Origin of the sequence: Streptomyces sp. NBC_00726 (assembly GCF_045161735.1) — a bacterium.
Lineage (GTDB): Bacteria > Actinomycetota > Actinomycetes > Streptomycetales > Streptomycetaceae > Streptomyces.
Genome location: NZ_CP108983.1, coordinates 5,507,734 through 5,532,027, shown reverse-complemented (window position 1 = coordinate 5,532,027; position 24,294 = coordinate 5,507,734). Strand labels below are relative to the sequence as shown.

The 24,294-nt window shown below is 69.1% G+C and carries 18 protein-coding genes; 10 read left to right on the top strand and 8 right to left on the bottom strand.

The window, feature by feature from the left end:
* Positions 1-3: 3 nt before the first annotated feature.
* The 3 genes from OG338_RS24660 to OG338_RS24650 all read left to right on the top strand — a co-directional run bounded on the left by OG338_RS24660 (position 4) and on the right by OG338_RS24650 (position 3,491).
* A complete protein-coding gene (locus OG338_RS24660) occupies positions 4-1,383 on the top strand; it encodes a GH1 family beta-glucosidase (RefSeq protein WP_405939399.1) in 1,380 nt (459 codons plus the stop codon).
* A 187-nt stretch (positions 1,384-1,570) separates the two neighbouring features.
* Positions 1,571-2,425 (top strand): FG-GAP-like repeat-containing protein, encoded by an 855-nt coding sequence (locus OG338_RS24655; RefSeq protein ID WP_405939398.1) that lies wholly within the window; start codon positions 1,571-1,573, stop codon positions 2,423-2,425.
* 181 nt (positions 2,426-2,606) lie between these two features.
* Positions 2,607-3,491 (top strand): FG-GAP repeat domain-containing protein, encoded by an 885-nt coding sequence (locus tag OG338_RS24650; RefSeq protein WP_405939397.1) that lies wholly within the window; start codon positions 2,607-2,609, stop codon positions 3,489-3,491.
* A 72-nt stretch (positions 3,492-3,563) separates the two neighbouring features.
* Here OG338_RS24650 and acnA read toward each other — a convergent pair whose 3' ends face one another.
* Together acnA and OG338_RS24640 are read right to left on the bottom strand one after the other, a co-directional pair.
* Positions 3,564-6,278 carry an aconitate hydratase AcnA gene (acnA, locus tag OG338_RS24645; RefSeq protein ID WP_405939396.1) on the bottom strand — a complete coding sequence of 905 codons (2,715 nt, stop codon included), beginning with the start codon at positions 6,276-6,278 and terminating at the stop codon, positions 3,564-3,566.
* Between the two features lie 198 nt (positions 6,279-6,476).
* Positions 6,477-7,169 (bottom strand): MOSC domain-containing protein, encoded by a 693-nt coding sequence (locus OG338_RS24640; protein WP_405939395.1) that lies wholly within the window; start codon positions 7,167-7,169, stop codon positions 6,477-6,479.
* Positions 7,170-7,318: 149 nt separating this feature from the next.
* Here OG338_RS24640 and OG338_RS24635 point away from each other — a divergent pair, with 149 nt between their 5' ends.
* Positions 7,319-8,848 (top strand): helix-turn-helix domain-containing protein, encoded by a 1,530-nt coding sequence (locus OG338_RS24635; RefSeq protein WP_405939394.1) that lies wholly within the window; start codon positions 7,319-7,321, stop codon positions 8,846-8,848.
* A gap of 179 nt (positions 8,849-9,027) precedes the next feature.
* Here OG338_RS24635 and OG338_RS24630 read toward each other — a convergent pair whose 3' ends face one another.
* The 6 genes from OG338_RS24630 to OG338_RS24605 form a co-directional block, all read right to left on the bottom strand.
* Positions 9,028-10,089 (bottom strand): hypothetical protein, encoded by a 1,062-nt coding sequence (locus tag OG338_RS24630; protein ID WP_405939393.1) that lies wholly within the window; start codon positions 10,087-10,089, stop codon positions 9,028-9,030.
* 75 nt (positions 10,090-10,164) lie between these two features.
* A complete protein-coding gene (locus tag OG338_RS24625; RefSeq protein ID WP_405939392.1) occupies positions 10,165-10,440 on the bottom strand; it encodes a DNA-binding protein in 276 nt (91 codons plus the stop codon).
* On the bottom strand, positions 10,437-11,171 hold the full coding sequence (locus OG338_RS24620) for a hypothetical protein (protein WP_405939391.1): 735 nt from the start codon (positions 11,169-11,171) through the stop codon (positions 10,437-10,439). The genes OG338_RS24625 and OG338_RS24620 overlap by 4 nt, the downstream gene beginning before the upstream one ends.
* Before the next feature lie 23 nt (positions 11,172-11,194).
* Positions 11,195-13,174: a hypothetical protein gene (locus OG338_RS24615; RefSeq protein WP_405939390.1), complete on the bottom strand. Its 1,980-nt coding sequence runs from the start codon at positions 13,172-13,174 to the stop codon at positions 11,195-11,197.
* A gap of 29 nt (positions 13,175-13,203) precedes the next feature.
* Positions 13,204-14,139 (bottom strand): hypothetical protein, encoded by a 936-nt coding sequence (locus OG338_RS24610; RefSeq protein WP_405939389.1) that lies wholly within the window; start codon positions 14,137-14,139, stop codon positions 13,204-13,206.
* Positions 14,140-14,284: 145 nt separating this feature from the next.
* Positions 14,285-14,941 carry a Crp/Fnr family transcriptional regulator gene (locus OG338_RS24605; protein ID WP_405939388.1) on the bottom strand — a complete coding sequence of 219 codons (657 nt, stop codon included), beginning with the start codon at positions 14,939-14,941 and terminating at the stop codon, positions 14,285-14,287.
* A 357-nt stretch (positions 14,942-15,298) separates the two neighbouring features.
* On the opposite strand from OG338_RS24605, the gene OG338_RS24600 reads away from it, so the two are divergent.
* The 6 genes from OG338_RS24600 to OG338_RS24575 all read left to right on the top strand — a co-directional run bounded on the left by OG338_RS24600 (position 15,299) and on the right by OG338_RS24575 (position 24,269).
* Positions 15,299-16,711: a lamin tail domain-containing protein gene (locus OG338_RS24600; protein ID WP_405940521.1), complete on the top strand. Its 1,413-nt coding sequence runs from the start codon at positions 15,299-15,301 to the stop codon at positions 16,709-16,711.
* Positions 16,712-16,979: 268 nt separating this feature from the next.
* Entirely contained in the window at positions 16,980-17,513 is a 534-nt protein-coding gene (locus OG338_RS24595; RefSeq protein ID WP_405939387.1) for a hypothetical protein, read from the top strand.
* A gap of 438 nt (positions 17,514-17,951) precedes the next feature.
* Complete coding sequence (locus OG338_RS24590; protein WP_405939386.1) at positions 17,952-20,099, top strand: hypothetical protein; 2,148 nt, start codon at positions 17,952-17,954, stop codon at positions 20,097-20,099.
* Positions 20,100-20,199: 100 nt separating this feature from the next.
* Positions 20,200-21,723, top strand: coding sequence for a GT4 family glycosyltransferase PelF (gene pelF / locus OG338_RS24585; protein ID WP_405939385.1), 1,524 nt, complete (start codon positions 20,200-20,202; stop codon positions 21,721-21,723).
* Entirely contained in the window at positions 21,720-23,156 is a 1,437-nt protein-coding gene (locus OG338_RS24580; protein ID WP_405939384.1) for a hypothetical protein, read from the top strand. Before pelF ends, OG338_RS24580 begins: the two co-directional genes overlap by 4 nt.
* A gap of 111 nt (positions 23,157-23,267) precedes the next feature.
* On the top strand, positions 23,268-24,269 hold the full coding sequence (locus OG338_RS24575; RefSeq protein ID WP_405939383.1) for an SDR family NAD(P)-dependent oxidoreductase: 1,002 nt from the start codon (positions 23,268-23,270) through the stop codon (positions 24,267-24,269).
* The last annotated feature ends 25 nt before the right edge of the window (positions 24,270-24,294 follow it).

The window sequence follows — 24,294 nt, the reverse complement described above, 5'->3', positions numbered from 1 at the left end:
TGCATGAGTGAGTTCCCGGTCTTCCCGCCCGGCTTCGTCTTCGGTGCGGCGACGGCCTCGTACCAGATCGAAGGGGCCGCGCGGGAGGACGGACGCGGCCCGTCCATCTGGGACACCTACAGCCACACGCCCGGCAGGACGGACGGCGGCGACACGGGTGACGTGGCCTGCGACCACTACCACCGCTACCGGGAGGACGTGGCGCTGCTGCGGGACCTCGGCATCGGTTCGTACCGCTTCTCGATCGCCTGGTCGCGCATCCTGCCGGAGGGCACCGGCGTGGTGAACCCGAAGGGGCTCGACTTCTACTCCCGGCTGGTGGACGAGCTCCTGGAGGCAGGCATCGAGCCGGCCGCCACCCTCTACCACTGGGACCTGCCGCAGGCCCTGGAGGACAGGGGCGGCTGGCGGGTACGGGAGACGGCCGAGCGGTTCGGCGAGTACACCGCGGTCGTGGCGGAGCACCTGGCCGACCGGGTGCCGCGCTGGATCACCCTCAACGAGCCGTGGTGCAGCGCCTTCCTCGGCTACTCCGTGGGGCGACACGCGCCCGGCGCCAAGGAGGGGCGCGGCGCCCTGGCCGCCGCCCACCACCTGCTCGTCGGCCACGGCCTGGCGATGAAGGCGCTGCGCGCGGCGGGTGTGCGGGAGGCGGGCATCACCCTCAACCTGGACCGCAATGTGCCTGCCACCGGCTCGGACGCGGACCGGGCCGCGGTGGTCCGCGCGGACACCCAGCACAACCTGGTGTGGACGGAACCGATCCTCGCGGGCCGCTACCCGGCCACCGAGGAGGACACCTGGGGCGAGCTGATCACCGGTGCGGACTTCCGGCGCGCCGGCGACCTCGACCTGATCTCCCAGCCCCTGGACTTCCTGGGCATCAACTACTACCGCCCGATCGTGGTGGCCGACGCCCCGCACCGCGAGCCGGACCCCGCGCTGCGGGTCGCCACGGACAACGGATACGCCGAGGGGCAGTACCCGGACGTGCGGCGGACGGCGATGGGCTGGCCGGTCGTGCCGGAGTCCTTCACCGATCTGCTGACCGCGCTGAAGGACACCTACGGGGACGCGCTGCCGCCGGTGCACATCACGGAGAACGGTTCGGCGGAGCACGACACCGTGGCGCCGGACGGTGCGGTGCGGGACGCGGACCGGGTGGCGTACCTGCGTACGCATCTGGCGGCGCTGCGGTCCGCGATGGACGCGGGCGTGGAGGTGCGGGGCTACTACGTGTGGTCGCTGCTGGACAACTTCGAGTGGGCGCTGGGGTACGCGAAGCGGTTCGGGATCGTCCGGGTCGACTACGACACCCTGGAGCGCACCCCGAAGGACAGCTACCACTGGTATCGGGCGCTGATCGCGGCGCACCGGGGCTGAGCGGGGCGGGGGCGGGGGCGGGGCGCTCTCGGTGTCCGTATACCGGGGCGAAGGTGTGGGGTTGGCCTCATTTCGACAAACCCTTGGAGACGTGAGGGAGTCGTGAAAGGATCACCCTCAATTCCGTGGCGTGTCCCCGTATCCCGCGGCGCGTCACGCCTCGTCCCACCATCCATGGAGAACACACGTGGCCAAGATCTCTGGCCGTCGGCACGGACGGGCTGCCGCCCGTCTCGCCGCCGCCGCGATAACCGCGGCCCTGGTCGTCACCGGCGCATCCGCCGCATCCGCCTCCGACATCGGTGACGCGCCGATGTTCGGTCTGACGGGCATCAACAGCTCGGGCACCGCGTACTACTACGCACCCCTCGGCGACGGCACCATCTCGTCGCGCGTCGAGTTCAACACCGGCATGACGGGCCTCGCGTTCGTCGGCCAGGTGGACCACAACGCGGACAACGTCGCGGACGGCCGCTGGCAGCTCGGCACCAACGGCAACATCTGGTACTACGCCGCCGACAACTCCCCCGCTGTGAAGGTCGGTTACGGCTGGGACATCTACAACACCGTCGTCTCGGTGGGCCAGTTCGGCGGCGCCGAGGGCGGCGACCTGCTCGCCCGCGACAACAAGGGCGACCTCTACCTGTACCTGGGCTACGGCGACGGTACGGTCACCAAGCGCCTGAAGGTCGGCTACGGCTGGGACATCTACACCCAGATCGCGGGCAACGGCGACCTGGACGGCGACGGCAAGGGCGACCTCGTCGCGCGCGACAAGTCGGGCGTCCTGTGGCTGTACAAGGGCACCGGCAACCAGCACGACCCGTACCAGAAGCGCACCAAGATCGGCAGCGGCTGGAACCAGTACAACACCCTCTTCGCCGCCGGTGACCTGAACATGGACGGCAAGGCCGACCTGGTCGCCCGCAACGCCAAGGGTGAGCTGTACCTGTACGCGGGCACCGGCAACGGGGCCGCCCCGTACAAGCCGAAGGCCATCATCGGGACCTCGGGCTGGAACACGTACCGCCTCTTCTTCTGAGCCGGTCACAGCAGTTACAGCGGGCGCAGTGGTTACACACTCATGACGAAACGTGAAGGTTTCGCGTACGAAATCGTGACACGATTCCGCTGAAACGGTGGCCCGCCGCCAACGTGCGGCGGGCCACTCCCACTTCACGATCCATGGAGTACTTGTGGCCAAAACCACTGGCCGGCACCACATGCGTATAGCCGCTCGCGCGGCAGCCGCGGCGCTCACCGCCGCCCTCGTCGCCACCGGCACCTCCGCCGTGGCCGCCGACGCCCCGAAGACTTCGCTCGGCACCTCGGCCGACCAGCCGGCGGCGGCCCCCGCCGCTGCCGCCGCCAACCCGCACTTCTGGCTCTACGGCGTCAACTCCGCGGGCATCGCGTACGCGTACGGCCCGAACGGCAAGGGCGGCCTCACGGCCCGCGAGCAGGAGGGCAAGGGCTGGACCGGCGTCTCCGCGATGATGCAGGTCGACCACTACGACGGTGAACACGACGGTAGCAGCGACGGCCTCTGGTTCCGTGAGACCAACGGCGACATGGGCTACCTGAAGTTCGACTCGTCGGCCGTCAAGATCGGCTACGGCTGGAACATCTACACCAAGATCGTCTCCCCCGGCCAGATCGGCGGGGCCGCCGCCGGTGACATGCTCGCCGTCGACACCAAGGGCGACCTGTACGTCTACCTCGGGTACGGCAACGGCAAGGTCACCAAGCGCATCAAGGCCGGCTACGGCTGGAACATCTACAGCGAGATCGCCGGCAACGGCGACCTGAACGGCGACGGCAGGAACGACGTCGTCGCGCGCGACAAGTCGGGCGTCCTGTGGCTGTACAAGGGCACCGGCAACCAGAAGGCGCCGTTCGCCAAGCGCACCAAGATCGGCAGCGGCTGGAACCAGTACAACCGCCTGATCTCCACGGGTGACATCGACCAGGACGGCAAGACCGACCTGATCGCCCGCAAGGGCGCCGAGCTGTACCTGTACAGCGGCACCGGCAACGCCGCGGCCCCGTACAAGGCCAAGAAGCGGATCGGCACGAGCGGCTGGGACAGCTACAAGTTCCTGTTCTGACCGGGCCATGAGAGAGGGCCGCACCCCCGTCGCCGGGGATGCGGCCCTCTCGCCGTTCGCTGCCGCCGGCCCTTACTTGCGGATCAGGCTGCGGAGCACGTACTGGAGGATGCCGCCGTTGCGGTAGTAGTCCGCCTCACCGGGGGTGTCGATGCGGACGACGCCGTCGAACTCCACACCGGTGTCGGTGGTGACCTTGACCGTGCGCGGGGTCGTGCCGTCGTTCAGCTCGGTGACGCCGGTGACCGAGAAGGTCTCCTCGCCGGTGAGGCCCAGCGACTCGGCGGTCTGGCCCTCCGGGAACTGGAGCGGCAGGACGCCCATGCCGATGAGGTTCGAGCGGTGGATGCGCTCGTACGACTCGGCGACGACGGCCTTGACGCCGAGGAGCGCGGTGCCCTTGGCCGCCCAGTCGCGGGACGAGCCGGAGCCGTACTCCTTGCCGGCCAGGATGACCAGCGGGGTGCCGGCGGCCTGGTAGTTCTGCGAGGCGTCGTAGATGTACGACACCGGAGCGCCGTCCTTGGTGAAGTCGCGGGTGAAGCCGCCCTCGGTGCCCGGCGCGATCTGGTTGCGCAGGCGGATGTTGGCGAACGTGCCGCGGATCATGACCTCGTGGTTGCCACGGCGCGAGCCGTAGGAGTTGAAGTCACGGCGCTCGATGCCGTGCTCCGTGAGGTACTGACCGGCCGGGGTGTCGGCCTTGATCGCACCGGCCGGGGAGATGTGGTCGGTGGTGACCGAGTCGCCCAGCTTGGCCAGGACCCGGGCGCCGATGATGTCCTCGACCGGCGTGGTCTCCATGGTCATGCCCTCGAAGTACGGGGGCTTGCGCACGTAGGTGGACTCGGCGTCCCACTCGAAGGTGTTGCCGGTCGGGATGGACAGCGCCTGCCACTGGGCGTCGCCCGCGAAGACGTCCTGGTAGGACTTGTTGAACATGTCCTCGCCGATGGCGTTCGCCACGACGTCGTTGACCTCGGCCTCGGAGGGCCAGATGTCGGCCAGGTGGACGGGCTTGCCGTCCTGGTCGACGCCGAGCGCGTCCTTGGTGATGTCCACCTTCATCGAACCGGCGATGGCGTACGCGACGACCAGCGGCGGGGACGCCAGGTAGTTCATCTTGACGTCGGGGTTGATCCGGCCCTCGAAGTTGCGGTTGCCGGAGAGCACCGAGGTGACGGCCAGGTCGTGCTCGTTGACCGCCTTGGAGACCTCCTCCGGCAGCGGGCCGGAGTTGCCGATGCAGGTGGTGCAGCCGTAGCCGACGAGGTTGAAGCCGACCTTGTCGAGGTACGGGGTCAGGCCCGCCTTGTCGAAGTAGTCGGTGACGACCTTGGAGCCCGGGGCGAGGGTGGTCTTGACCCACGGCTTGCGGGTCAGGCCCTTCTCGACCGCCTTCTTCGCCACGAGCGCCGCGGCGACCATGACGTACGGGTTCGAGGTGTTGGTGCAGGAGGTGATCGCGGCGACGGTGACGGCGCCGTGGTCCAGCTCGTACGTGGTGCCGTCGGGGGCGGTGACGGAGACCGGGTTCGTCGGGCCGGCGGCGCCGATGGCCGGGGAGTCGGAGGCCGGGAAGGACTCCTTGCCCGCCTCGTCCACGCTGTCCACGTAGTTGCGGACGTCCTGGGCGAACTGGGCCTTCGCGTTGGCGAGGACGATGCGGTCCTGCGGGCGCTTCGGACCGGCGATGGACGGGACGACCGTGGAGAGGTCGAGCTCCAGCTTCTCGGAGAAGTCCGGCTCGGCGGCCGGGTCCAGCCAGAGGCCCTGCTCCTTGGCGTACGCCTCGACCAGGGCGACCTGCTGGGCGTCGCGGCCGGTCAGGCGCAGGTAGTTGAGGGTCTCCTCGTCGATCGGGAAGATCGCGGCGGTGGAGCCGAACTCCGGCGACATGTTGCCGATGGTGGCGCGGTTGGCGAGCGAGGTGGCGGCCACGCCCTCACCGTAGAACTCCACGAACTTGCCGACGACGCCGTGCTTGCGGAGCATCTCGGTGATGGTCAGCACGAGGTCGGTGGCGGTGGTGCCGGCCGGCAGCTCGCCGGTCAGCTTGAAGCCGACGACGCGCGGGATGAGCATGGAGACCGGCTGGCCGAGCATCGCGGCCTCGGCCTCGATGCCGCCGACGCCCCAGCCCAGCACGCCGAGGCCGTTGACCATGGTGGTGTGCGAGTCGGTGCCGACGAGGGTGTCCGGGTACGCCTGGCCGCCCCGGACCATGACCGTACGGGCCAGGTGCTCGATGTTGACCTGGTGGACGATGCCGGTGCCCGGCGGGACGACCTTGAACTCGCTGAACGCGGTCTGGCCCCAGCGCAGGAACTGGTAGCGCTCCTTGTTGCGGCCGTACTCCAGCTCGACGTTCTGCCCGAAGGCGTCCTTCGTACCGAACTTGTCGGCGATGACGGAGTGGTCGATGACCAGCTCGGCCGGGGCGAGCGGGTTGATGCGCTCGGGGTCGCCGCCGAGCTCCTTGACGGCCTCACGCATGGTCGCGAGGTCCACGACGCAGGGCACACCGGTGAAGTCCTGCATGATCACGCGGGCCGGCGTGAACTGGATCTCCTGGCTGGGCTGCGCCTGGGAGTCCCAGCCGCCGAGCGCGCGGATGTGGTCGGCGGTGATGTTCGCGCCGTCCTCCGTGCGGAGCAGGTTCTCCAGCAGCACCTTCAGGCTGTAAGGGAGGCGCGTGGAGCCCTCGACCTTGTCCAGCTTGAAGATCTCGTACGACTCGTCGCCCACGCGCAGCGTGCTGCGGGCGTCGAAGCTGTTCGCCGACACGACAGTCTCCTTCATCAATGTGCGCGTATCTCCGCGCCGCGCCTCACCACGGCGGGCGCCGCGTGGTGCCGCCTCGGACCACCGGGCCATCCGCTAAGGTAAGGCTTAGTTAGGTAACCCTTACCGGGGGCGGCTCGCTGTGCGCCTTCGGCATATATCTCGATGTCGAGATAACTCTAGTACATGACCGCGGAAGGGTCATGTCCGGGCGCCCCGAACGGGGCGCATGACACCCGTGCGGCGGCGGACCGCCTCCTTCGTCTCGTCGGGCAGCGCGTCGGCGGCGAGGAGGCGCGGCAGCAGGTCAGGTTCCAGGGTCGTCGCCCGGAACGCCAGCGCGACGGTCACCTCGTGCGCGGGCCGGTGCACGATCTCCAGGCGGTCACCGGAGCGAATCTCGCCGGGCTCGATCACCCGGAGGTACGCGCCGGGCAGGGCCGCCCGGGTGAACCTCTTGATCCAGCCGTCCCGTTCCAGCCAGCCCTGGAACGTCCCGCACGGGATGCGCGGGCACGACACCTCCAGGACCACGTCCGGCCCGATCCGCCAGCGCTCCCCGATCAGGGCTCCGTTGACGTCCACGCCGAGGGTGGTCAGGTTCTCGCCGAACACCCCGTCGTCGAGCGGCCGGCCGAGCTCGGCCGCCCAGCGGTCGAGGTCCTCGCGCGCGTAGGCGTAGACGGCCTGGTCGGTGCCGCCGTGATGCTTCACGTCGTAGACACGGTCACCGGCCAGACCGACGGCGCCGGTGCCCTTGGGGCCGGGGGCGGTTACCGCGACCGGCCCATCGACGGGCCGCTTGTCGATGCCGGTCGCACTGATTCCCTTCCAGGGGTTGGGGCGGGGACGGCCGATGTTCACGGAGAGCACGTGCGTGCCGCGGGAATCCATGGGGCGGGACCTTATGAGGGGCCCGGCCCGGGGCGCGAGGGAGTTTCGCGCACCGCGCTTCACTCCCCCGCCCCGTCCGGCACGCCACTCCCACCCGAACGGCACACCCCCACGCGGGTGCAATCTCATATCTGAGATAGCCTTTCGCCATGTCAGATGACTACCTCGTACGTATCGGCAAGCTCATCCGTGACGCCCGTCAGCACCGGGGCTGGACGCAGAGCCAGCTCGCCGAGGCGCTCGGCACCAGCCAGAGCGCGGTGAACCGCATCGAGCGCGGCAATCAAAACATCAGCCTTGAGATGATCGCCCGTATCGGTGAAGCACTCGACAGCGAAATCGTCTCGCTCGGCTACGCCGGTCCCATGCATCTGCGCGTGGTCGGCGGCCGCCGGCTCTCCGGCGCGATCGACGTCAAGACCAGCAAGAACGCCTGTGTGGCGCTGCTCTGCGCGTCCCTGCTCAACAAGGGCCGTACGGTGCTGCGCCGCGTGGCCCGTATCGAGGAGGTCTACCGCCTCCTCGAAGTGGTCAACTCCATCGGCGTGCGCGCCCGCTGGATCAACGACGGCACCGACCTGGAGATCGTGCCGCCGGCCCGGCTCGACATGGACGCGATCGACGCGGACGCCGCCCGCCGCACGCGCTCCATCATCATGTTCCTCGGCCCGCTGCTGCACCGCATGGACGCGTTCAAGCTGCCGTACGCGGGCGGCTGCGACCTCGGTACGCGGACGATCGAGCCGCACATGATCGCGCTGCGCCGTTTCGGCCTGGACATCGCCGCGACCGAGGGGATCTACCACGCCCGGGTCGACCACTCCGTCACGCCCGGCCGCCCGATCGTGCTGACCGAGCGCGGCGACACCGTGACCGAGAACGCCCTGCTGGCCGCCGCCCGCCACGACGGCACCACGGTCATCCGGAACGCCTCCTCCAACTACATGGTCCAGGACCTCTGCTTCTTCCTGGAGGCGCTGGGCGTACGCGTGGACGGCGTCGGTACGACGACCCTCACGGTGCACGGTGTGCCCGAGATCGACGTGGACGTGGACTACTCGCCCTCCGAGGACCCGGTCGAGGCGATGAGCCTGCTGGCCGCGGCCGTCGTCACGGAGTCCGAGCTGACGATCCGCCGGGTCCCGATCGAGTTCCTGGAGATCGAGCTCGCGGTCCTGGAGGAGATGGGCGTCGACTGCGACCGCACCGCGGAGTACGCGGCGGACAACGGCCGCACCCGGCTGGTCGACCTGACGGTCCGCCCCTCCAAGCTGGAGGCGCCGATCGACAAGATCCACCCGATGCCGTTCCCCGGCCTCAACATCGACAACGTCCCCTTCTTCGCGGCCATCGCGGCCTCAGCCCACGGCCAGACCCTGATCCACGACTGGGTCTACGACAACCGCGCCATCTACCTCACCGACCTCAACCGCCTCGGCGGCCGCCTCCAGCTCCTGGACCCCCACCGCGTCCTGGTCGAGGGCCCCACCCGCTGGCGCGCCGCCGAAATGATGTGCCCCCCGGCCCTCCGCCCCGCGGTGGTCGTCCTCCTCGCCATGATGGCGGCGGAGGGCACGTCGGTGCTGCGCAACGTGTACGTGATCAACCGGGGTTACGAGGAACTGGCGGAGCGGCTGAACTCGGTGGGGGCGCAGATCGAGATCTTCCGGGACATCTAGGGACGGAACCGCTGGGCGCCGTCGGCGGGGCGGGAGGCGCGCTGTGCGGCTCCTTGGCCGACGTGGTCGCCCAAGGAGATCTTTTCACGGCCGATGTCACAGAGCCGGTACGGGTCCGTCGAGGGCCGTCAGGGCGTGCTGCCCCTGACGGCCCTCAGCAAGGTGGAGACCCTGGAAGATCAGGAGTTCTTCAGGGCCAAAGCCATCGCCTGCAACTCACCCACCACTGCCATGCTCTGGAACATGGTCTGGAAGGACTTGACGATGCGGCGGCTCGGACCGCGCAGGTTGCGGCTGGCGACGCCCAGCGTGCTGATCAGTGCCATCCCTTCCTGGAACGAAGCAGATGTGCTCTGCACATCCCAATCGGCCGACGCCACCTGCTCCAACACATCCTCTGCGTCGTCCGGCCATTCGGAACGCGGCGTGCTGGACGCCCATTCCAGAAATGCCCTGAACGCGGCGAAACTGACCTCCATACGCCCTGCGAAGCGCTCGACCGCCTCCTCCAATTCGTCCACCGGCCCGTCGATGGCCTTGGCCAGGCGGTTCAGCACAGCCGTCCTCGCGCTCATCGACGCTCCTGGATGGCTGACACGCTCCATGTCCTCCATGACTACCCCCGTCACCTCACCGAGGTCCACGACGGCGGCTTCCACCCCTGCCAAATCACTGCCAAGTGCTTCCATCTGGATCTCGGCTTCGGCGATCAGATCGAAAAGACCAGGACCGTCTTCGGTCTCTTCTTCATCTGCCGCCTCCGGGCTCAGCCGGGGAACCGCCGACGCCGGCAGCGGGGAGGCGGTTTCCAGGCGCTGCGCCTCCTCCGTCAACACATCGACCAGTTGCCGACGAACAGTGTCGGTGTTGTCGCGAAGCGAAGAAGCCGACACACGGAACAGCGCGCCGAAGCTATCGAACCGGCTTTCTCCGTCCACGACGTGGACCGTGCGCCGACCAAGAGCGTGACGCATCCCCAGTCCGAAGGAGAGCTCCGCATCAGAGCCGTCAAGAGTCGCGATGACGACGTCCGCTTCGGTGAGAATCCGCAGCATCTGGTTCCTCGGCAGGCCGGCCCCTGCAAGTTCATCCGCTCGCAGAAACGTCATACCGAGCCGTTCGCACTCAGGGCGCACGATTTCCTCGTACAGAGCTGTAGGCCGGTTCTGATTCTCGGGCAGGGAGCTGCGGGGAGGATGAGAGTTGGCGGATGTCCCGCAAATGGCGAGGCAGATGGGCATGAACAGACTCCTTCACAGTCTTCTCCGGGTTCCGCTGCGCCGGTATCAGAGAATGCCGGCACGGCGAGGGCGGGTTCATTCGTCGAAAAGAGTGAGCGCGACTCCGTCAGCGACCTCGTCAGCGAAAACCGGACGCTCCTCGATTCCCAGAGCACTGAGAAGATCCACTGTCCGCACACGGTGACGCCAGCCGACTCGAACTGTGGGACACGGGAACGTCTGCTGAGCGACCAGCCGGTAGGCCGTTCCCAGGCACATGCCAAAGGCCCTGGCGGCTGTACGCAGATCGACGCTGACCGGCAGGTCGAAAATCTCGCGGAACGTGAGGGGGTTCTCGATGTGGCTGCTCATGTGACCTTCCTTGTGCGGCGAAGTGAAAGCTTGGCGACCTGTCGGCCCCGGCCCGAATAGCCGGCACTCGTGGCCGTTTCGGCCAGGCCCCAGGCTTGGGCAAGCGCGCCGAGTCGCACTCCCTCGACCCGATGAGCGGGGACTGTGATCCGCACCGTGGCCGAGAGCCCCCGATCGCTTGGTACGGGTTCGTAGTCCGCTTGCCAGAATTCGTCCACGTCCGGCGCGAAGGGGCCGCCTCGGACACCATCCACGTCGTCCGTGGCCCTCTCCAGGCGTGCGCGGCGCCAGACATTCCATGCTCGTGAACAGGCCGAACGAAGTACCTCCCCACCGAGGTCACCGGCCTCCTGCGGTTCGATCTCCATCAGCGCTTCGAGGTAGCACGTGGCGAGTTCGGCTTCGACATCGCCTTGCTCGGCGCCAAAGGCCCAGATGATTTTGGAAGCCGTACGGCGCAGACCCGGCAACCCCAGCCACAGGGCCGCGGTGAGCCAGCTTTGCCGGTCCTCAGCGTCACGATGAGCACGCTCCGCGATCTGGAGCCAAAGGGCCGCACGAAGTGCGGGGCACGTGGAACGGTCGTACAGCAGCTGGCGAGCCTGCGCCAATGACACCCGCACGCCGGTGCCGCTCTCTGTGTCGGGGCGGTGTAACGAGGGTTCTGGATCGCTGCCGGCACAGCGACGCTCAAGTACGGAAAAAATGCCGAGGGGAGACATCAGCGGCATCGATCCTCCTGATCGGTCGGAATTCAAGACAGGTCCTCACCACGCCATGCGGACAATGCCCGAGCCGCGGGTTCCTTTCCTGGCATAGTGTCCGGACTTCTTCCGACGGCCAGTAGCCAGCGAAGGAATCCAGGCTGACGAGCAGCGACCATGCCGTCCATCAGCCGGCCCAACGCCTGGCTCTGCTGCTCCGCACCGTCCGCCTCTGAGCACCAAGTGATGAGCACCTCGCACATGAGGGCATAGGTGACGGACTCGTTCAGGGCGTGTCCGGTCAATTGGACCGCGCGCGAGACCAGCTCTTTCCCGGAGAGGATCTGTTCGATCCACCACCCGAGGTCCGTGCCGGCCATCATTGGAAAGACGAGGGCCACCAGCAGACTGAGAACACCGTCGGACGATGCCCAGTCACACATGCGGCGCAGGACGACCAACCTGACTTCGGAGACACCCGCCTCGAAGCGTCGTCTGAGCGCTTCGGTGATGGCGGTAACCATGGAAAGGTCATCAGCGTCGTCGATCCATGTCTCCATGAGCTGTTGCAGCAACCGCATGGCTTGATCCGCTGTGACCCCGCCGTAGTCCGGGTCACAGGCGTGTGCAACTGCCATGCGCAGCGACGCATCAGCCGAGACACTCCACTGATCGAGCAGGTCAACAGCGCTACGCTCGGACGGCGGGTTCTGTACAGCGGCCCCCAAGCACCATGCAGCCACTTGGGGTGCCGACGGCGATGGCGCCGATGCCAGGTCACGCAAATGCTCCAGGGATCGCCCGCCAGTGGCTACCGCCATCGCGGCAGCCGCCAGTCCGGCCCGTCGGGCCTGTTCCCCTTCCTCGCCGGACGCGGCCAACCAGGCGTGCAGCAAGGGAAGGATGTCCGCATGGTTGCGGCACAAGACCTCCCAGACGGTCTCGCTCACGGCCGGCCAGAAGAAGGACACCGTGTCCGCTGCTCCACCCTCGACACCCTGTACACGGTGCGCGCCCAACACTCGCAGGACCTCAGGTGACGGCCTCTGACGAAGATCGTCGCCCGGACGGCACCTCGGACTCCGTTCTGTGACGACCCGCTCATCAGGCGGGCCCAGCCGTCGCGAAAGCCCTTCCGCTTGCTCTGCCACGACATTGCGGTGGAGTCCGCCGTAGACACTGATGGAAAGCAGGTGGGCGAGAAGAACAGGTTCTTCCTGGGCCCGGGCGAGAGTCTCAAGTCCTTCGGCCTGAACCAGGTGCTGCATGACCGCAGCTTCGGAGGCATCCTCGACACCCATGCGCAGTACGGCTTCTGCCGCCTGCACCGCGCGGCGGGGCGGAAGCCCCTCAGGCAGCAGCACATGGAACCGACTGGACTCCGGGGCTGCCGAACTCGAACCACCCACCTCATCGTGGAAACCGGCCTCCGCCAAGCGCGCGGCGAAGATTTGCCGCGGGGCCGGGGGCATGTGACGTATCACCGGCCTGCCCAAATGGTCTTCCAGGGAGGCGGTCAACCCTGGCCTGTCTGCCGACACGATGACCAGGCGGGCCCCGGCTTCAGCCAGCCGCGCCTCCAGACGTGAAAGGTCCCATGCCCGAAGCTCGAACGGATCTGACGGTTCCATCACCAGATATCCGTGCACACCATGATGCCGTGGCCCCCACCGAGAGATGTCGACAGCGCCGTCCACTTGTACGATCACGGGTTCTTCGTTGCCGTGCGCCAGCAAGTTGAGAGCATGCGTCTCGCGCCCGGTCCCCCGGTCTCCTACGAGCACGGCTATACCTGCGTCGAGCGCGGTCAAAGCACTCGTAAATCCCGGCGGTGGAACGAAACACCGGCGGGCAGCCGCCAATTGATCGGCCCGTACGGGGCCTTGCCGCATCGGCTCCGCAGCCCCGGAGTTGCCCGCCGCGTTGGCCACCTGCTGTCCGCCGTGGACGAGCCCCGTGTTGATATTTCCGTTCGGCGCGAACACGAACGGCCCCGCTTCCCTCAGGAAGTGGCTGATGGCGTCGCTCAACTCGGTCGGACGAGCACCTTCAGCCGGCATCACTGTCGCCCCTGGTACTTGGACCCGCGGATCCGGTCTCCCTGCCAGCCACGGAGACATGCGGCCTTACTGTCTTCGACGTGATCGCCGGCGATGTGATAGTTGCCGACGCTCTGTCCACCGTGCACGGTGCCAGTGTTGACGTTGCCGTTGGGCGCGCTGCTGCTCACCGGCCGGAGGTCCGCGTCGGTACTTTGGTGCGTGCCGTCGCTCTCAGGTACCCGGCCGGCATCTCCGACCGCCTCCTGAGCGGTACTCGGACACCCGTCGTGCAGAGGTCCGGAAGGACGCGGCACGTAGAGCCACGCACGCTGGGAGAAAGGCTTGCCGTCGACCGTCGCAGCAACCTCTACGAAGTGATCGCGATGGCGCCCCGTGTAGCCGCCGAGAATCGCGTCCTCGTAACATCGCTCCGAGATGATGGCCGCGACGTGTGTGATGTTCTCGCTGTGGGATGCGAGCACGGCCTTGACCGGACGTGAGTCCAGCAAGCGGTGTGTGTCATTGCGCGCCGTCCCATTGCCACTGAATTCGTCGCCCGTGTCGGGCAGCGGACCGATATGCAGGCTGAGTCGGAGCCTGATGGGAACCGTCCCATGCGACAGGATGTTGTAGTCGGTCAGTACCTCCTCCAGCGTGGAGACCAGGGGGTGGATCACGAAGGGCGCCCGCACAGGATCGAATCCGAAGACGTAACCGTCGCCCGTCGAGGCAGCGAACATTCGCTCGTCCCAGAGGTCCCGCAGCTCGGCCCTGATCAGGGCAGTCCTGAGAAGCTCAGGTACGACGCGGCTGACGGCGCCGTGCTCAATCGCAGGGCGGCCCGTGAAGTCCTTGGCATCCACAGCCAGGATGCCCCGGTAAGGAGGCAACGGACGGCTGATGGCATACGGCCCGGCAATCTGTTGGGGCAAATCACTGGTGAACTCGAGCATGAGTCTCCTCTGTGAAGCCTGCCCGGTCTCTGTGGGCCGGGCAGGGGCGAAGTGCATGCGTTGTCATGCACGAGCAGCTTCACAGCGGGTACCGAAGCCGTCTGTGCCTCAGGACCAGACGGAGAGTGTTGCGCGTCACTCGCTCTCAGACGCTGACATACGCGGCGACCGTCTCACGCAGCCCTTCCACGCCGGTCACTTCGATCCAGCTCTTTCCTGCCTTCACCTTGTCCGGCCCCAAGCACTCCAGCGCCTTACTGACGGCCTTGCGGCCCACGTTGATGTGCTGGGCCAGCTGTTCCCTGGTGAGCGAGAAGGAGTGCTGCCCGCCGGCAACCTCGACAAGGCGCAGCAGGGCCATCGCGAGGCGCTCATGTACGGCCCCGTCGTGAACCTCCACCTGCTCACGCAGACGGTGGGCGGTCATCACGGCGATGCGTTCAGCCAGTGGATAGTCACGCAGAAGGCGTCGGAAATCCTCTGCGACAACAATGGCGGCTCTACATTGAGTCATGGCCAATACGCTGGCCGATCGGGATACTCCGCATTGGAGCGCCATCTCACCTAGAATATCGCCCGGCCCTCGGAAGGCGAGGAGACGCTGACGCCCTCCACGGTCAACTCGCACAACTCTCACCAGCCCACTTTCCAGGGCAACCACATGGCTACCCATGTCCCCCTGCCTCAGTAACGTTGCACCCGGCCGGTACGTCTGCCACCGATGCGCCGTCAGCCTGTCCCATTCTTCGTGCGACACCAGATCACGAAGGGGCGACACCAAAGGAGTACGTTTTTCGCTCATGGAGTCATGATATTCAGGACCACTTGTCAGAGGTACGGAATGGTTCGTGGTGCAGGACCGATGTCACCGCTGCCGCCGCTCCTGCCCCGTCCACGGCTGGCTGCGCCCGCGGGCACGACGACGAAGACCGCGAAGGCCACTCCCACCAGCCGAGCACGGCCCGTGGCCGAAGACGAACTATGGGCCGTCCGGCAGATCCAGGTACTTGGAGACATAAGGCCCGAGTAGTCCCCGATGCGGGGGCGGCGCGGAATTCGCCCGGCGTTCGCGAGGCGTCCTCCCGGGGGTGGGGGCTCCGTTCGGGCTGGGCCGGGAGCGTCGGGCCGCCCGCCCCACGACGATCTCAGGATGGATTCCGTGACCGCATCGCTCTCCCGCCCGCGGCGGCCCCGTGCTCTCGCCCGTTTCCTCGTCGCCGCGCCGCTGCTGGCCGCCGGTGCGCTGACCGGGGTGCCGGCGGCGCAGGCGGCCCCGGCCGATGACGTACGTATCAACGAGGTGGTGACCACCGGCGGCGTCAACGACTCCGTGGAGCTGTACAACAAGGGCACCGCCTCGGTCGACGTCTCGGGGTGGGTGCTGAAGGACGACGACAAGGACCACTCGTACAAGATCGCCTCCGGGACGACGCTGGCGCCCGGCGGCTTCCGGGCGTTCGACGTGAGCGGGGCGTTCGGGCTCGGCTCGGCGGACAAGGCGCGGCTGTATCTGGCGGACGGCAAGACGCAGGTGGACGGCTTCTCCTGGAGCAAGCACTCCGACCCGTCCTGGTCGCGCTGCGCCGACGGCACGGGTGCGTTCAAGCAGGCGGCCTCGGTGACGCTGGGCGCCGCGAACGCCTGCGGCGGCGGTGGCACCACGACGCCGGTCGCGTGGCCCGGGGGCGGCGCGGTCGCCACGGCGGACGGCTCCAACGTCTTCGGTGAGGACCTGAGCGGCCTCTACCAGGACGGCGGCGTGCTGTGGGCGGCGCAGAACAGCGGCAAGCTGTGGCGCCTGGTCCGGGACGGCTCCGGCGGCTGGAAGCCGGACACCGCGAACGGCTGGTCCTCCGGCAAGACCCTCCGCTTCCCCGGCGGCTCCGGCAGGCCGGACAGCGAGGGCGTCACCGCGACGGGCGGCGGGATCTTCGTCGCCGGCGAGCGCGACGGGGACGCCTCGGGCACGAGCCGCCTGTCGGTGCTGAAGTACGACGTCAGCGGTTCCGGCTCCTCGCTGACCGCCGCCAAGGAGTGGAACCTCACCTCGGACCTCCCGTCGACCGGCTCCAACCTGGGCCTCGAAGCGATCGCCCGGGTCCCGGACGCGTCGCTGACCGGCGCGGGCTTCAAGGACGCGTCGACGGGTGCGGCGTACGACCCGTCCCGCTACGCGTCCCACAGCGGCGGCGTGTTCTTCGTCGGCGTCGAGGGCACGGGCATGGTGTACGGCTACGTCCTGGCCGACTCCGGTTCGTACACCAGGGTCGCCTCCTTCGGCAGCGGCATGTCCGGCGTGATGGAGCTCCAGTGGGAGCCGCAGGCGTCCCGCCTCTGGGCGGTCTGCGACGACACGTGCGACGGTCGGCACCGCACCCTGAAGGTCGACGCGACGGGCACGTTCGCCACGGTCGCGGCGTACAACCGCCCGAGCGGTATGCCGAACTACAACAACGAGGGCTTCGCGCTTGCCGGTGCGGACGAGTGTGTGGCCGGGTCGAAGCCGGTGTACTGGTCGGACGATGCCAATGACGGCGGGCACGCGTTGCGGCGGGGCAGCGTGAGCTGCTGACGCGACTCCCGCCGCCGGGGCGCGCGGGTCCCGAGCCCCCGGATTCCGCCATTGACCGTGCGACCCGCATCTCCGGCACGGCAACGTACGACAACTCTCCGCGACCACACCGCATCACGGCGTTATCGTGCGGGAATGACCCTCCGCCCCGCCGCGTGAAGACAGCCGCACAAGTCCTTCACCATACGGTCACTTTCGGCCGCACCATGGGCACAGCGGGGCTCGGGGTGCAGACGGTGTGTGCGGGCCGTGCCTACTCTCCCGGGCCATGAGACTCACTCGTACGAGACGCCTCGGGCTCGCCGCAATCGTCGCCGTCGCCCTCTCGCTCTTCGGTCTGGCGCCCGCCGCGAGCGCCGATGACCCGGCTCCGGCCGCCGCCGAACTGTCGTTCACCACCGACGCGGCCACCACCACGCCGGGCGGCGCGGTGAACCTGTCGATGACGATCGAGAACAATCAGACGTACGACATCTGGTTCATCTACCAGACCATCGATCCGACCTGGCTGACCACCCAGCGCCCGGACCTCAAGTACAGCCTCACCGGGTGCAGTCTGGCGACGGACACGGGGGCCGTTCCGTGTTCCGGCGTCGGCCCCGCGGACCTCGGCGGTAACTACGGAACCACCATTCCGCCAGGTCAGAGCCGTACCGTCACCCTGACGCTGCAAGTCGCCGCCGACTCCGGCTGCAACGGCAACATCGGCTTCTACTCCTACTTCTACGCGGAGTTCAGCGACAGCACCAGCATCAGCGGAGGCCCGGTCTACACGCCCGAGACCCGCGTGCTGTGCGCGTGACCGCACCCCCGCGCATCCTGGGTGATGCGCGCCCCCGCCGAGCGGGGAACCCATGAACGACGGCGGCCGGCCGTGCTCCATGCCGGCCGCCGTCGGTGCATTCGCTCAGCTGTGACCTGATCCCGCTCAACCGTGACTTGATCTCGCCCTACAGCACCCCGGGCATTTTGGTCTAGTCCATTGGCGCCACACAGCCCCGCATCCAGGGCAGAAGCACCGCAGGCCATGAAGGCGACCACCTTGTCGGATTGATTGAGACATATGCTTTTCCGTCAAGTTTCCTGATGGTCACACAAAAACTCCACACAGACCCCATCATGTGTCTCGACGGATGCGTCAACGACCGACGCCCCGAAGGGGCGGCGGCATGGCCATGGGGTGGGGGCAGGCTCCGGAAGGAGCCCGGTCTCTCCTGCCCTGGGGAGGGATTTCCACCGCATGAAGCGGACCATTCGCACCACCGCGCTCGTACTGGGCACTCTGATGGCGACCATCGGGTTACCTGTTGCCACCGCCCAGGCGGACGAACCGGCGCCGCGCGTCGATCTGCGCGTGCTCGTCGTGAGCGACGGGGGGCCCTCCACCGACGCCATCGCCGCCGAACTGGAGGACGCCGGAACGCCGTACACCGAGGTCGATCTGAACGACTCCGGCCGGGCCGAGATCGACGCGGGCTTCCTCGCCGACACCGTCGACGGCCGGCCGCGAGCGAAGTACCAGGCCGTCGTCCTGCCCAACGACAACCCGTTCCCCACGGGCTCCGCCGAGATGGCGGCCCTCGTGGCGTACGAGCAGGCGTACTCGATCCCGCAGGTCGACGCCTACACCTACGCCCGCCCCCAGGTGGGGCTCAACGCGGCGGTCGGCGCGGGCTACGCGGGCAGCGTCGACGGGGTGTCGGCCGAGGTGACACAGGCCGGCAAGGCGGGGCCCTTCGGCTACCTGGAGGGCACGGTTCCGTTCGAGGACAACTCCCCCACCGTGGGCGAGTCCTACGCCTACCTCTCGACGCCGGTGACGGGCGCCGACTTCACCCCGTACGTCCAGGCCACCATCCCGGGCAGCACGGCCAAGGGCTCCCTGGTGGGCGAATACCGGCACGACGGACGGCAGGAGCTCGTCGTCACCTTCGTCTACAACCGGTACCAGCAGCAGTACCGGCTGCTGGCCAGGGGCATCGTGGAGTGGATGACCGGCGGCGTGCACCTCGGCGCCGACCGCAACTACTTCGCGGTCCACGTGGACGACGTGTTCGCCGCCGACGACCGCTGGGACACCGTGCTCAACTGCACACCCGGTGACGTGGACTGCCAGCCGGGCACGGGCACCCCGGACCCGATCCGCATGGTCCCGGCCGACGTCGATCACGCCATCGGCTGGCAGAACAGCCATGACTTCACCTTCGACCTGGCCTACAACGCCTCCGGCAGCGCCGACCATCGCGAGGACAACGGCGGTCAGGACCTCCTCGCCGACAAGCTCATCGCCGACAGCGGCCAATTCCGCTGGATCAACCACACCTATACGCACGCCTTCCTGGGCTGTGTGCAGGACACCAGTGTGGTGCCGTGGACGTGCGAGACGAACCCGGACGGGTCCACCCGGTGGGTCAGCCGCAACGACATCGTCGACGAGATCGCGACCAACGAGGCATGGGGCGTGGCGGCCGGACTTCCGCTCAGCCAGGGGGAGTTGGTCACCGGCGAGCACTCCGGTCTGAAGGTGACCCCGCAGCAGCCGGTGGACAACCCCAACCTGGCACCCGCCCTCGCCGACACGGGCATCCAGTGGCTGGGCTCGGACAACTCCCGTGACCCCGTGCAGCGCCAGGTCGGGCCCGCCACGACCATCTCCCGCTACCCGATGAACATCTTCTACAACGCCGGGCGGGCGACCGAGCAGGTGGACGAGTACAACTGGCTCTACACCAGCCGCGCCCAGGGCGGCAGCGGGATCTGCGAGGACAACCCCGCCACCACCACCTGCCTGGCCGCGCCGCTGGACGTCGCCACCGGCTACACCGACTACATCGTCCCGCTGGAGACCCGGATCGCTCTGGGGCACGTCCTCTCCAACGATCCCAAGCCCCACTTCATCCATCAGGCGAACCTCTCCGAGGACCGCATCGCCTATCCGGTGCTCGACGGTGTGCTCGACGGCTACGACGACCTGTTCACCGCCGACACCCCCGTGGTGAACCTCCGTATGAAGGACATCGGCACCGAGATGCAGCGCCGTTCCGCCTGGCGGGCCGCCGTCGAGGCGGGCCAGGTCACCGCCTACCGCATCGGTGACAGCGTGACCGTACAGGCGCCCGAGGACGTGGCGATCACGGCCACCATGCCCGCCGGCACCGAGCACGACGGCACCGGCTTCGGGACCTCCTACGCCGGCCGGGTCTCCGGCTGGGCCGAGGCCGGCAGCCTGCCCTACACCCTGGACCTGCCCACATCCACGAACGCACCGGTCACCACGGACGGACCGCACCGGACACCCGCCGTGAACGGTGCGCCGGCGGGTACCGCACCGCGGACCAAGGTTCCGTCCGGCGTCATGGCGCCGGTCCCCCACAGCGCGAAGCGCTGACGGGCGTACGCCCTCCTGTCCCGGTCGCCACCACGGCGGCCGGGGCGGGCCCGCGCCCCCCGGGCCCGACACCCTCACTTCCCGGCTGTGGAGCAGATCCATGCACATTCCCCACGGCGCGCCACGCTCCGGCGCGCCGCGCGTCACCCTGCTCACCGAAGGCACCTACCCGCACAGTCACGGTGGTGTGAGCGTCTGGTGCGACCAACTCGTCACCGGCATGCCCGACATCGCGTTCGACGTGCTCGCCGTCACCGGCACCGGCCGCGAACCGGTCGTCTGGGACGTCCCCGCCCACGTCGGCACCATCGTCTCCGTCCCCATGTGGGGTCCCGCCCCCGAGGGGCAGGCGCCGTACGGGCGCCCCGGCCGGCGGCTCGCCGAGTCGTACGAGCAATTCGTGACCGCACTGCTCGACCCACGCGCGGAGGGCGGCTTCGGCCCGGCGCTGTACGCACTGGCCCGGGCCGGCGAGGACGGCGGGCTCAGCCCGTTCCTGCGCGGGGACCAGGCGCTCGGCATCCTCACGGCCGTCTGGAACCGGCCCGGGCTCGCGGTGCGCGAGGCCCGGCCGACCCTGCACGACGCGGTGACCGCGACCGCGCTCCTGGAACACGCCCTGCGGCCGCTCGCCGCGCCGTGCCCGAAGGCGGGGGTGGCGCACGCGGTCAGCGGAGGCGTGGCGGTCCTGCCGGGCCTCGCCGCGCTGGAACGGCACGGTGTGCCGCTGCTGCTCACCGAGCACGGCGTGTATCTGCGCGAGCGCTACCTCGGATACCGCACCGCCCCCTACCGGTGGCCGGTGAAGGCCCTCGTGCTGGGCTTCTTCCGGCTGCTCGCGGAGGAGACGTACCGGCGGGCCGCCCTGATCACCCCGGGCAACCGCTACAACCGGCTCTGGGAGGAGCACGGCGGCGCCGCGCCCGACGCGATCCGCACGGTCTACAACGGCGTGGACCCCGCCGCGTTCCCGCCCGCCGGCCCGGAACCCACCGACCCGGTGCTCAGCTGGGCCGGCCGGGTCGACCCGATCAAGGACCTGGAGACCCTGATCCGCGCCTTCGCCCTCGTACGGGAACGGGTGCCGGCCGCGCGGCTGCGCCTGTTCGGCGGTACACCGCGCGGCGGGGAGGGCTACCGGGACCGGTGCGAGGCGCTGGCCGCGGAGCTGGGCCAGGGCGACGCGGTCACCTTCGAGGGCCGGGTCGAGGACATCAGGGACGCCTACGCTGCGGGCAACGTCGTGATGCTCTCCAGCATCAGCGAGGGCTTCCCCTTCACCCTGATCGAAGCCATGTCGTGCGGGCGGGCCACCGTCTCCACGGATGTGGGCGGCGTCCGGGAGGCGGTCGGCGACACCGGTCTCGTCGTGCCGCCCCGCGATCCGGCCGCGATGGCCGCCGCGGCCCTGGAGCTGCTGGCCGACGCGGAACGGCGCCGGCGGATGGGCGAGGGGGCCCGGCTCAGGGTGATCGAGCAGTTCACCCTCCGGCAGACCATCGACACCTTCCGCGCCATCTACCAGGAGCTGTCCGAGTCCGGCGGCCGGCGAGTGCCCTCGGCCGACCGGGACGACCTGCCGGCGACGGTGGGCGGATTCCCGGTGCGGAGCGTGGCCGGATGAGCGGGCCCATGTCGCTGGAACCGGGCGGCGCGGAGCAGGACACGCTGGCCCTGCGCCTCGCCGACGACCGCACCCTGACCCTGCGCCTCGGCGACAACCACACCCTCGCCCTGCGTCTCGCCGACGCGCACCGCGGCGCCCCCGTCATGCCCGGCCACCGGGCGCGCGCCGACGCGGTGGACGAACTGGCCGCCGCACTGGCGGACCGGGTCGCGCCCGCGGTCCACCCGTACGAGGTCGCCGCGCTGCTGGAGTCCGAGGGCCTGACCGGCGACGTGATCCGGGAGAAGTACGGGCACGCCGACCTGTTCTCGCTGGCGACGGCGTTGTACGGGCGGGTGCCGCGTACGTTCCCCGAGCCGCCCCGGCCGAAGGACCCCTGGCGGCCGGACCATCTGCGCTGCGCCTTACGGGGACTGCTGTTCGCGCTCCCCGGCCTCGCGTACGCACTCGCCGGGCGGCTGCTGCCTCCCGACGGCACCGTGCGGGCGCTGGTGGTGGCGGGGCTCATCTCCTGGGCCTGGAACCAGGCGCTGGGCCATCGGTCGTACGTGCGTCTGTCCGCCGGACGGCGGGAGGCGGGCCACACCCTCGCGAAGGGGGCGCCCCTGGGTGCCGCGGTGGCGGCCGCCGCCGGGGCCGCGCTCTCGGGGTCGGGCGTGACGGCACTGGTCGTCACCGTCCAGTCGGCCTACCTCGCGGCGGCCGGTGTGCTGCTCGTACTCGGCCGCGAGCGGCTGCTTCTGGCGGCCCTCCTGCCGGTCGCCGCCGGCGGGGTGTCCCTGCTGTGGTGGGAACCGGGGAACGCGCTGCGGGCCGGGCTGCCGCTGCTGTCGCTCCTCGGTGCCGTGGCGGCGGCGGGCTGGGCGCTGCGCGGCACCCGTGCCGCCCCGGCCTCGCCAGGCGCCGCGCGGCCGGGGCTGTGGCCGTCCGTGCCGTACGGCCTGTTCGGGCTGGCCGCCGGGTCGCTGGCGTTTCTGGCGGGGCGGGACCAGCCCTGGGCGGTGATCGTGCTGACCCTGAGCATGGGGCCGGCCGAGTGGCTGCTCTACCGCTACCGCGGGCTGTCGGTGGCCGCGCTGCGGTCCGCGAGGACGCTCGGCGGTTTCCGGGTCCGCTCCGCCGCCGTTCTCGCCGGCTGCCTGCTGGTGTACCTCGGCCTTCTGACACCGGCGGCGATGCTCGCGGGCGCCGGGCCCGCGACCCTGCTGCCGCTCGCCGGGACGCTGTGGGTCTCCCTGCTGCTCCAGGCGTTCGGCACCGCGTGGCCGCCGGCCGCCGTGTGTCTCGGCGCGGCGGCGTTCGCCGGTGCGGGGCTGCTGGCCGGCGCCCCGCCGGGCACGGCGGCGTTGCCGCTGAGCTGTGGTGCCGCCCTGCTCTGTCTCACCGCGCTGACCGTACGGAAGCTGGGCCGGCCCGCCGCACACGGCTGAGGACGCTTCACGTACCGCCTGCGACCGACCAACCGCCACCTGCCACCTGTCCGACCGGGCACCTGCCCGACACCTGCCGAACACCAACCGCCGACCACCGGAGGAACCATCGTGAACGCCCCACCGCTTGCCGCCGTCACCGGAGCCGAGGGCTTCATCGGATCGCATCTCACCGAGGTGCTCGTCACCGCCGGATACCGGGTGAGGGCGATGGCGCAGTACAACTCCTTCTCCTCGTACGGCTGGCTCGAAACCCTGTCCCCCGACGTCCTGGACCAGGTCGAGATCGTCCTCGGCGACGTCCGGGACCCGGGTTCGGTCCGCCATCTCGTCGAAGGGGCCGACAGCGTCTACCACTTGGCCGCGCTCATCGCCATCCCCTACTCGTACCGAGCGCCCCACAGCTACGTGGACACCAACGTCACGGGCACGCTGAACGTACTGGAGGCGGTACGGGCCGCGGGCACACCGCGGCTGGTGCACACCTCCACCAGCGAGACGTACGGCACCGCGCAGACCGTGCCGATCACCGAGGACCACCCCATCAACACCCAGTCGCCCTACGCGGCTTCGAAGGCGGGCGGGGACCGGCTGGCCGACAGCTACCACGCCAGCTTCGACACCCCGGTGGTGACGCTGCGGCCGTTCAACACCTTCGGGCCGAGGCAGTCCATGCGGGCGGTGATCCCGACCGTCATCGGCCAGGTCGCGGCCGGGGAGCGGACCATCACCCTCGGCGATCTGCGTCCCACCCGGGACTTCACCTTCGTCAAGGACACCGCGCAGGCGTTCCTGGCGGTGGGCTCCGCGCCCGCCGAGCAGGTCGTGGGCCGTACGTTCAACGCCGGTACGGGCGGCGAGATCTCCGTCGGGGACCTGGTCGCCCTCATCGGCAAGGTGATGGACACCGCGCTCGACGTCCGGGAGGACGCGCAGCGGCTGCGGCCGGCGAACTCCGAGGTCATGCGACTGGTCGCGGATGCCGGGCGGCTCCGTGCGGCGACCGGCTGGAGCCCCGCGCACACCCTGGAGGAGGGCCTGGCGCAGACGGTGGAGTTCTTCCGCGAGCCGGCCAACCTCGCCCGCTACAAGACCGGCATCTACAACATCTGACCACATCCGGTACGTCGAGCAAGGG

Coding starts and splice junctions, on each gene's coding strand:
- OG338_RS24660 (WP_405939399.1), top strand. CDS start 4: ATGAGTGAGTTCCCGGTCTTCCCGCCCGGCTTCGTCTTCGGTGCGGCG.
- OG338_RS24650 (WP_405939397.1), top strand. CDS start 2,607: ATGCGTATAGCCGCTCGCGCGGCAGCCGCGGCGCTCACCGCCGCCCTC.
- OG338_RS24640 (WP_405939395.1), bottom strand. CDS start 7,169: ATGGATTCCCGCGGCACGCACGTGCTCTCCGTGAACATCGGCCGTCCC.
- OG338_RS24635 (WP_405939394.1), top strand. CDS start 7,319: ATGTCAGATGACTACCTCGTACGTATCGGCAAGCTCATCCGTGACGCC.
- OG338_RS24630 (WP_405939393.1), bottom strand. CDS start 10,089: ATGCCCATCTGCCTCGCCATTTGCGGGACATCCGCCAACTCTCATCCT.
- OG338_RS24625 (WP_405939392.1), bottom strand. CDS start 10,440: ATGAGCAGCCACATCGAGAACCCCCTCACGTTCCGCGAGATTTTCGAC.
- OG338_RS24620 (WP_405939391.1), bottom strand. CDS start 11,171: ATGCCGCTGATGTCTCCCCTCGGCATTTTTTCCGTACTTGAGCGTCGC.
- OG338_RS24610 (WP_405939389.1), bottom strand. CDS start 14,139: ATGCTCGAGTTCACCAGTGATTTGCCCCAACAGATTGCCGGGCCGTAT.
- OG338_RS24605 (WP_405939388.1), bottom strand. CDS start 14,941: ATGAGCGAAAAACGTACTCCTTTGGTGTCGCCCCTTCGTGATCTGGTG.
- OG338_RS24595 (WP_405939387.1), top strand. CDS start 16,980: ATGAGACTCACTCGTACGAGACGCCTCGGGCTCGCCGCAATCGTCGCC.
- OG338_RS24590 (WP_405939386.1), top strand. CDS start 17,952: ATGAAGCGGACCATTCGCACCACCGCGCTCGTACTGGGCACTCTGATG.
- pelF (WP_405939385.1), top strand. CDS start 20,200: ATGCACATTCCCCACGGCGCGCCACGCTCCGGCGCGCCGCGCGTCACC.
- OG338_RS24580 (WP_405939384.1), top strand. CDS start 21,720: ATGAGCGGGCCCATGTCGCTGGAACCGGGCGGCGCGGAGCAGGACACG.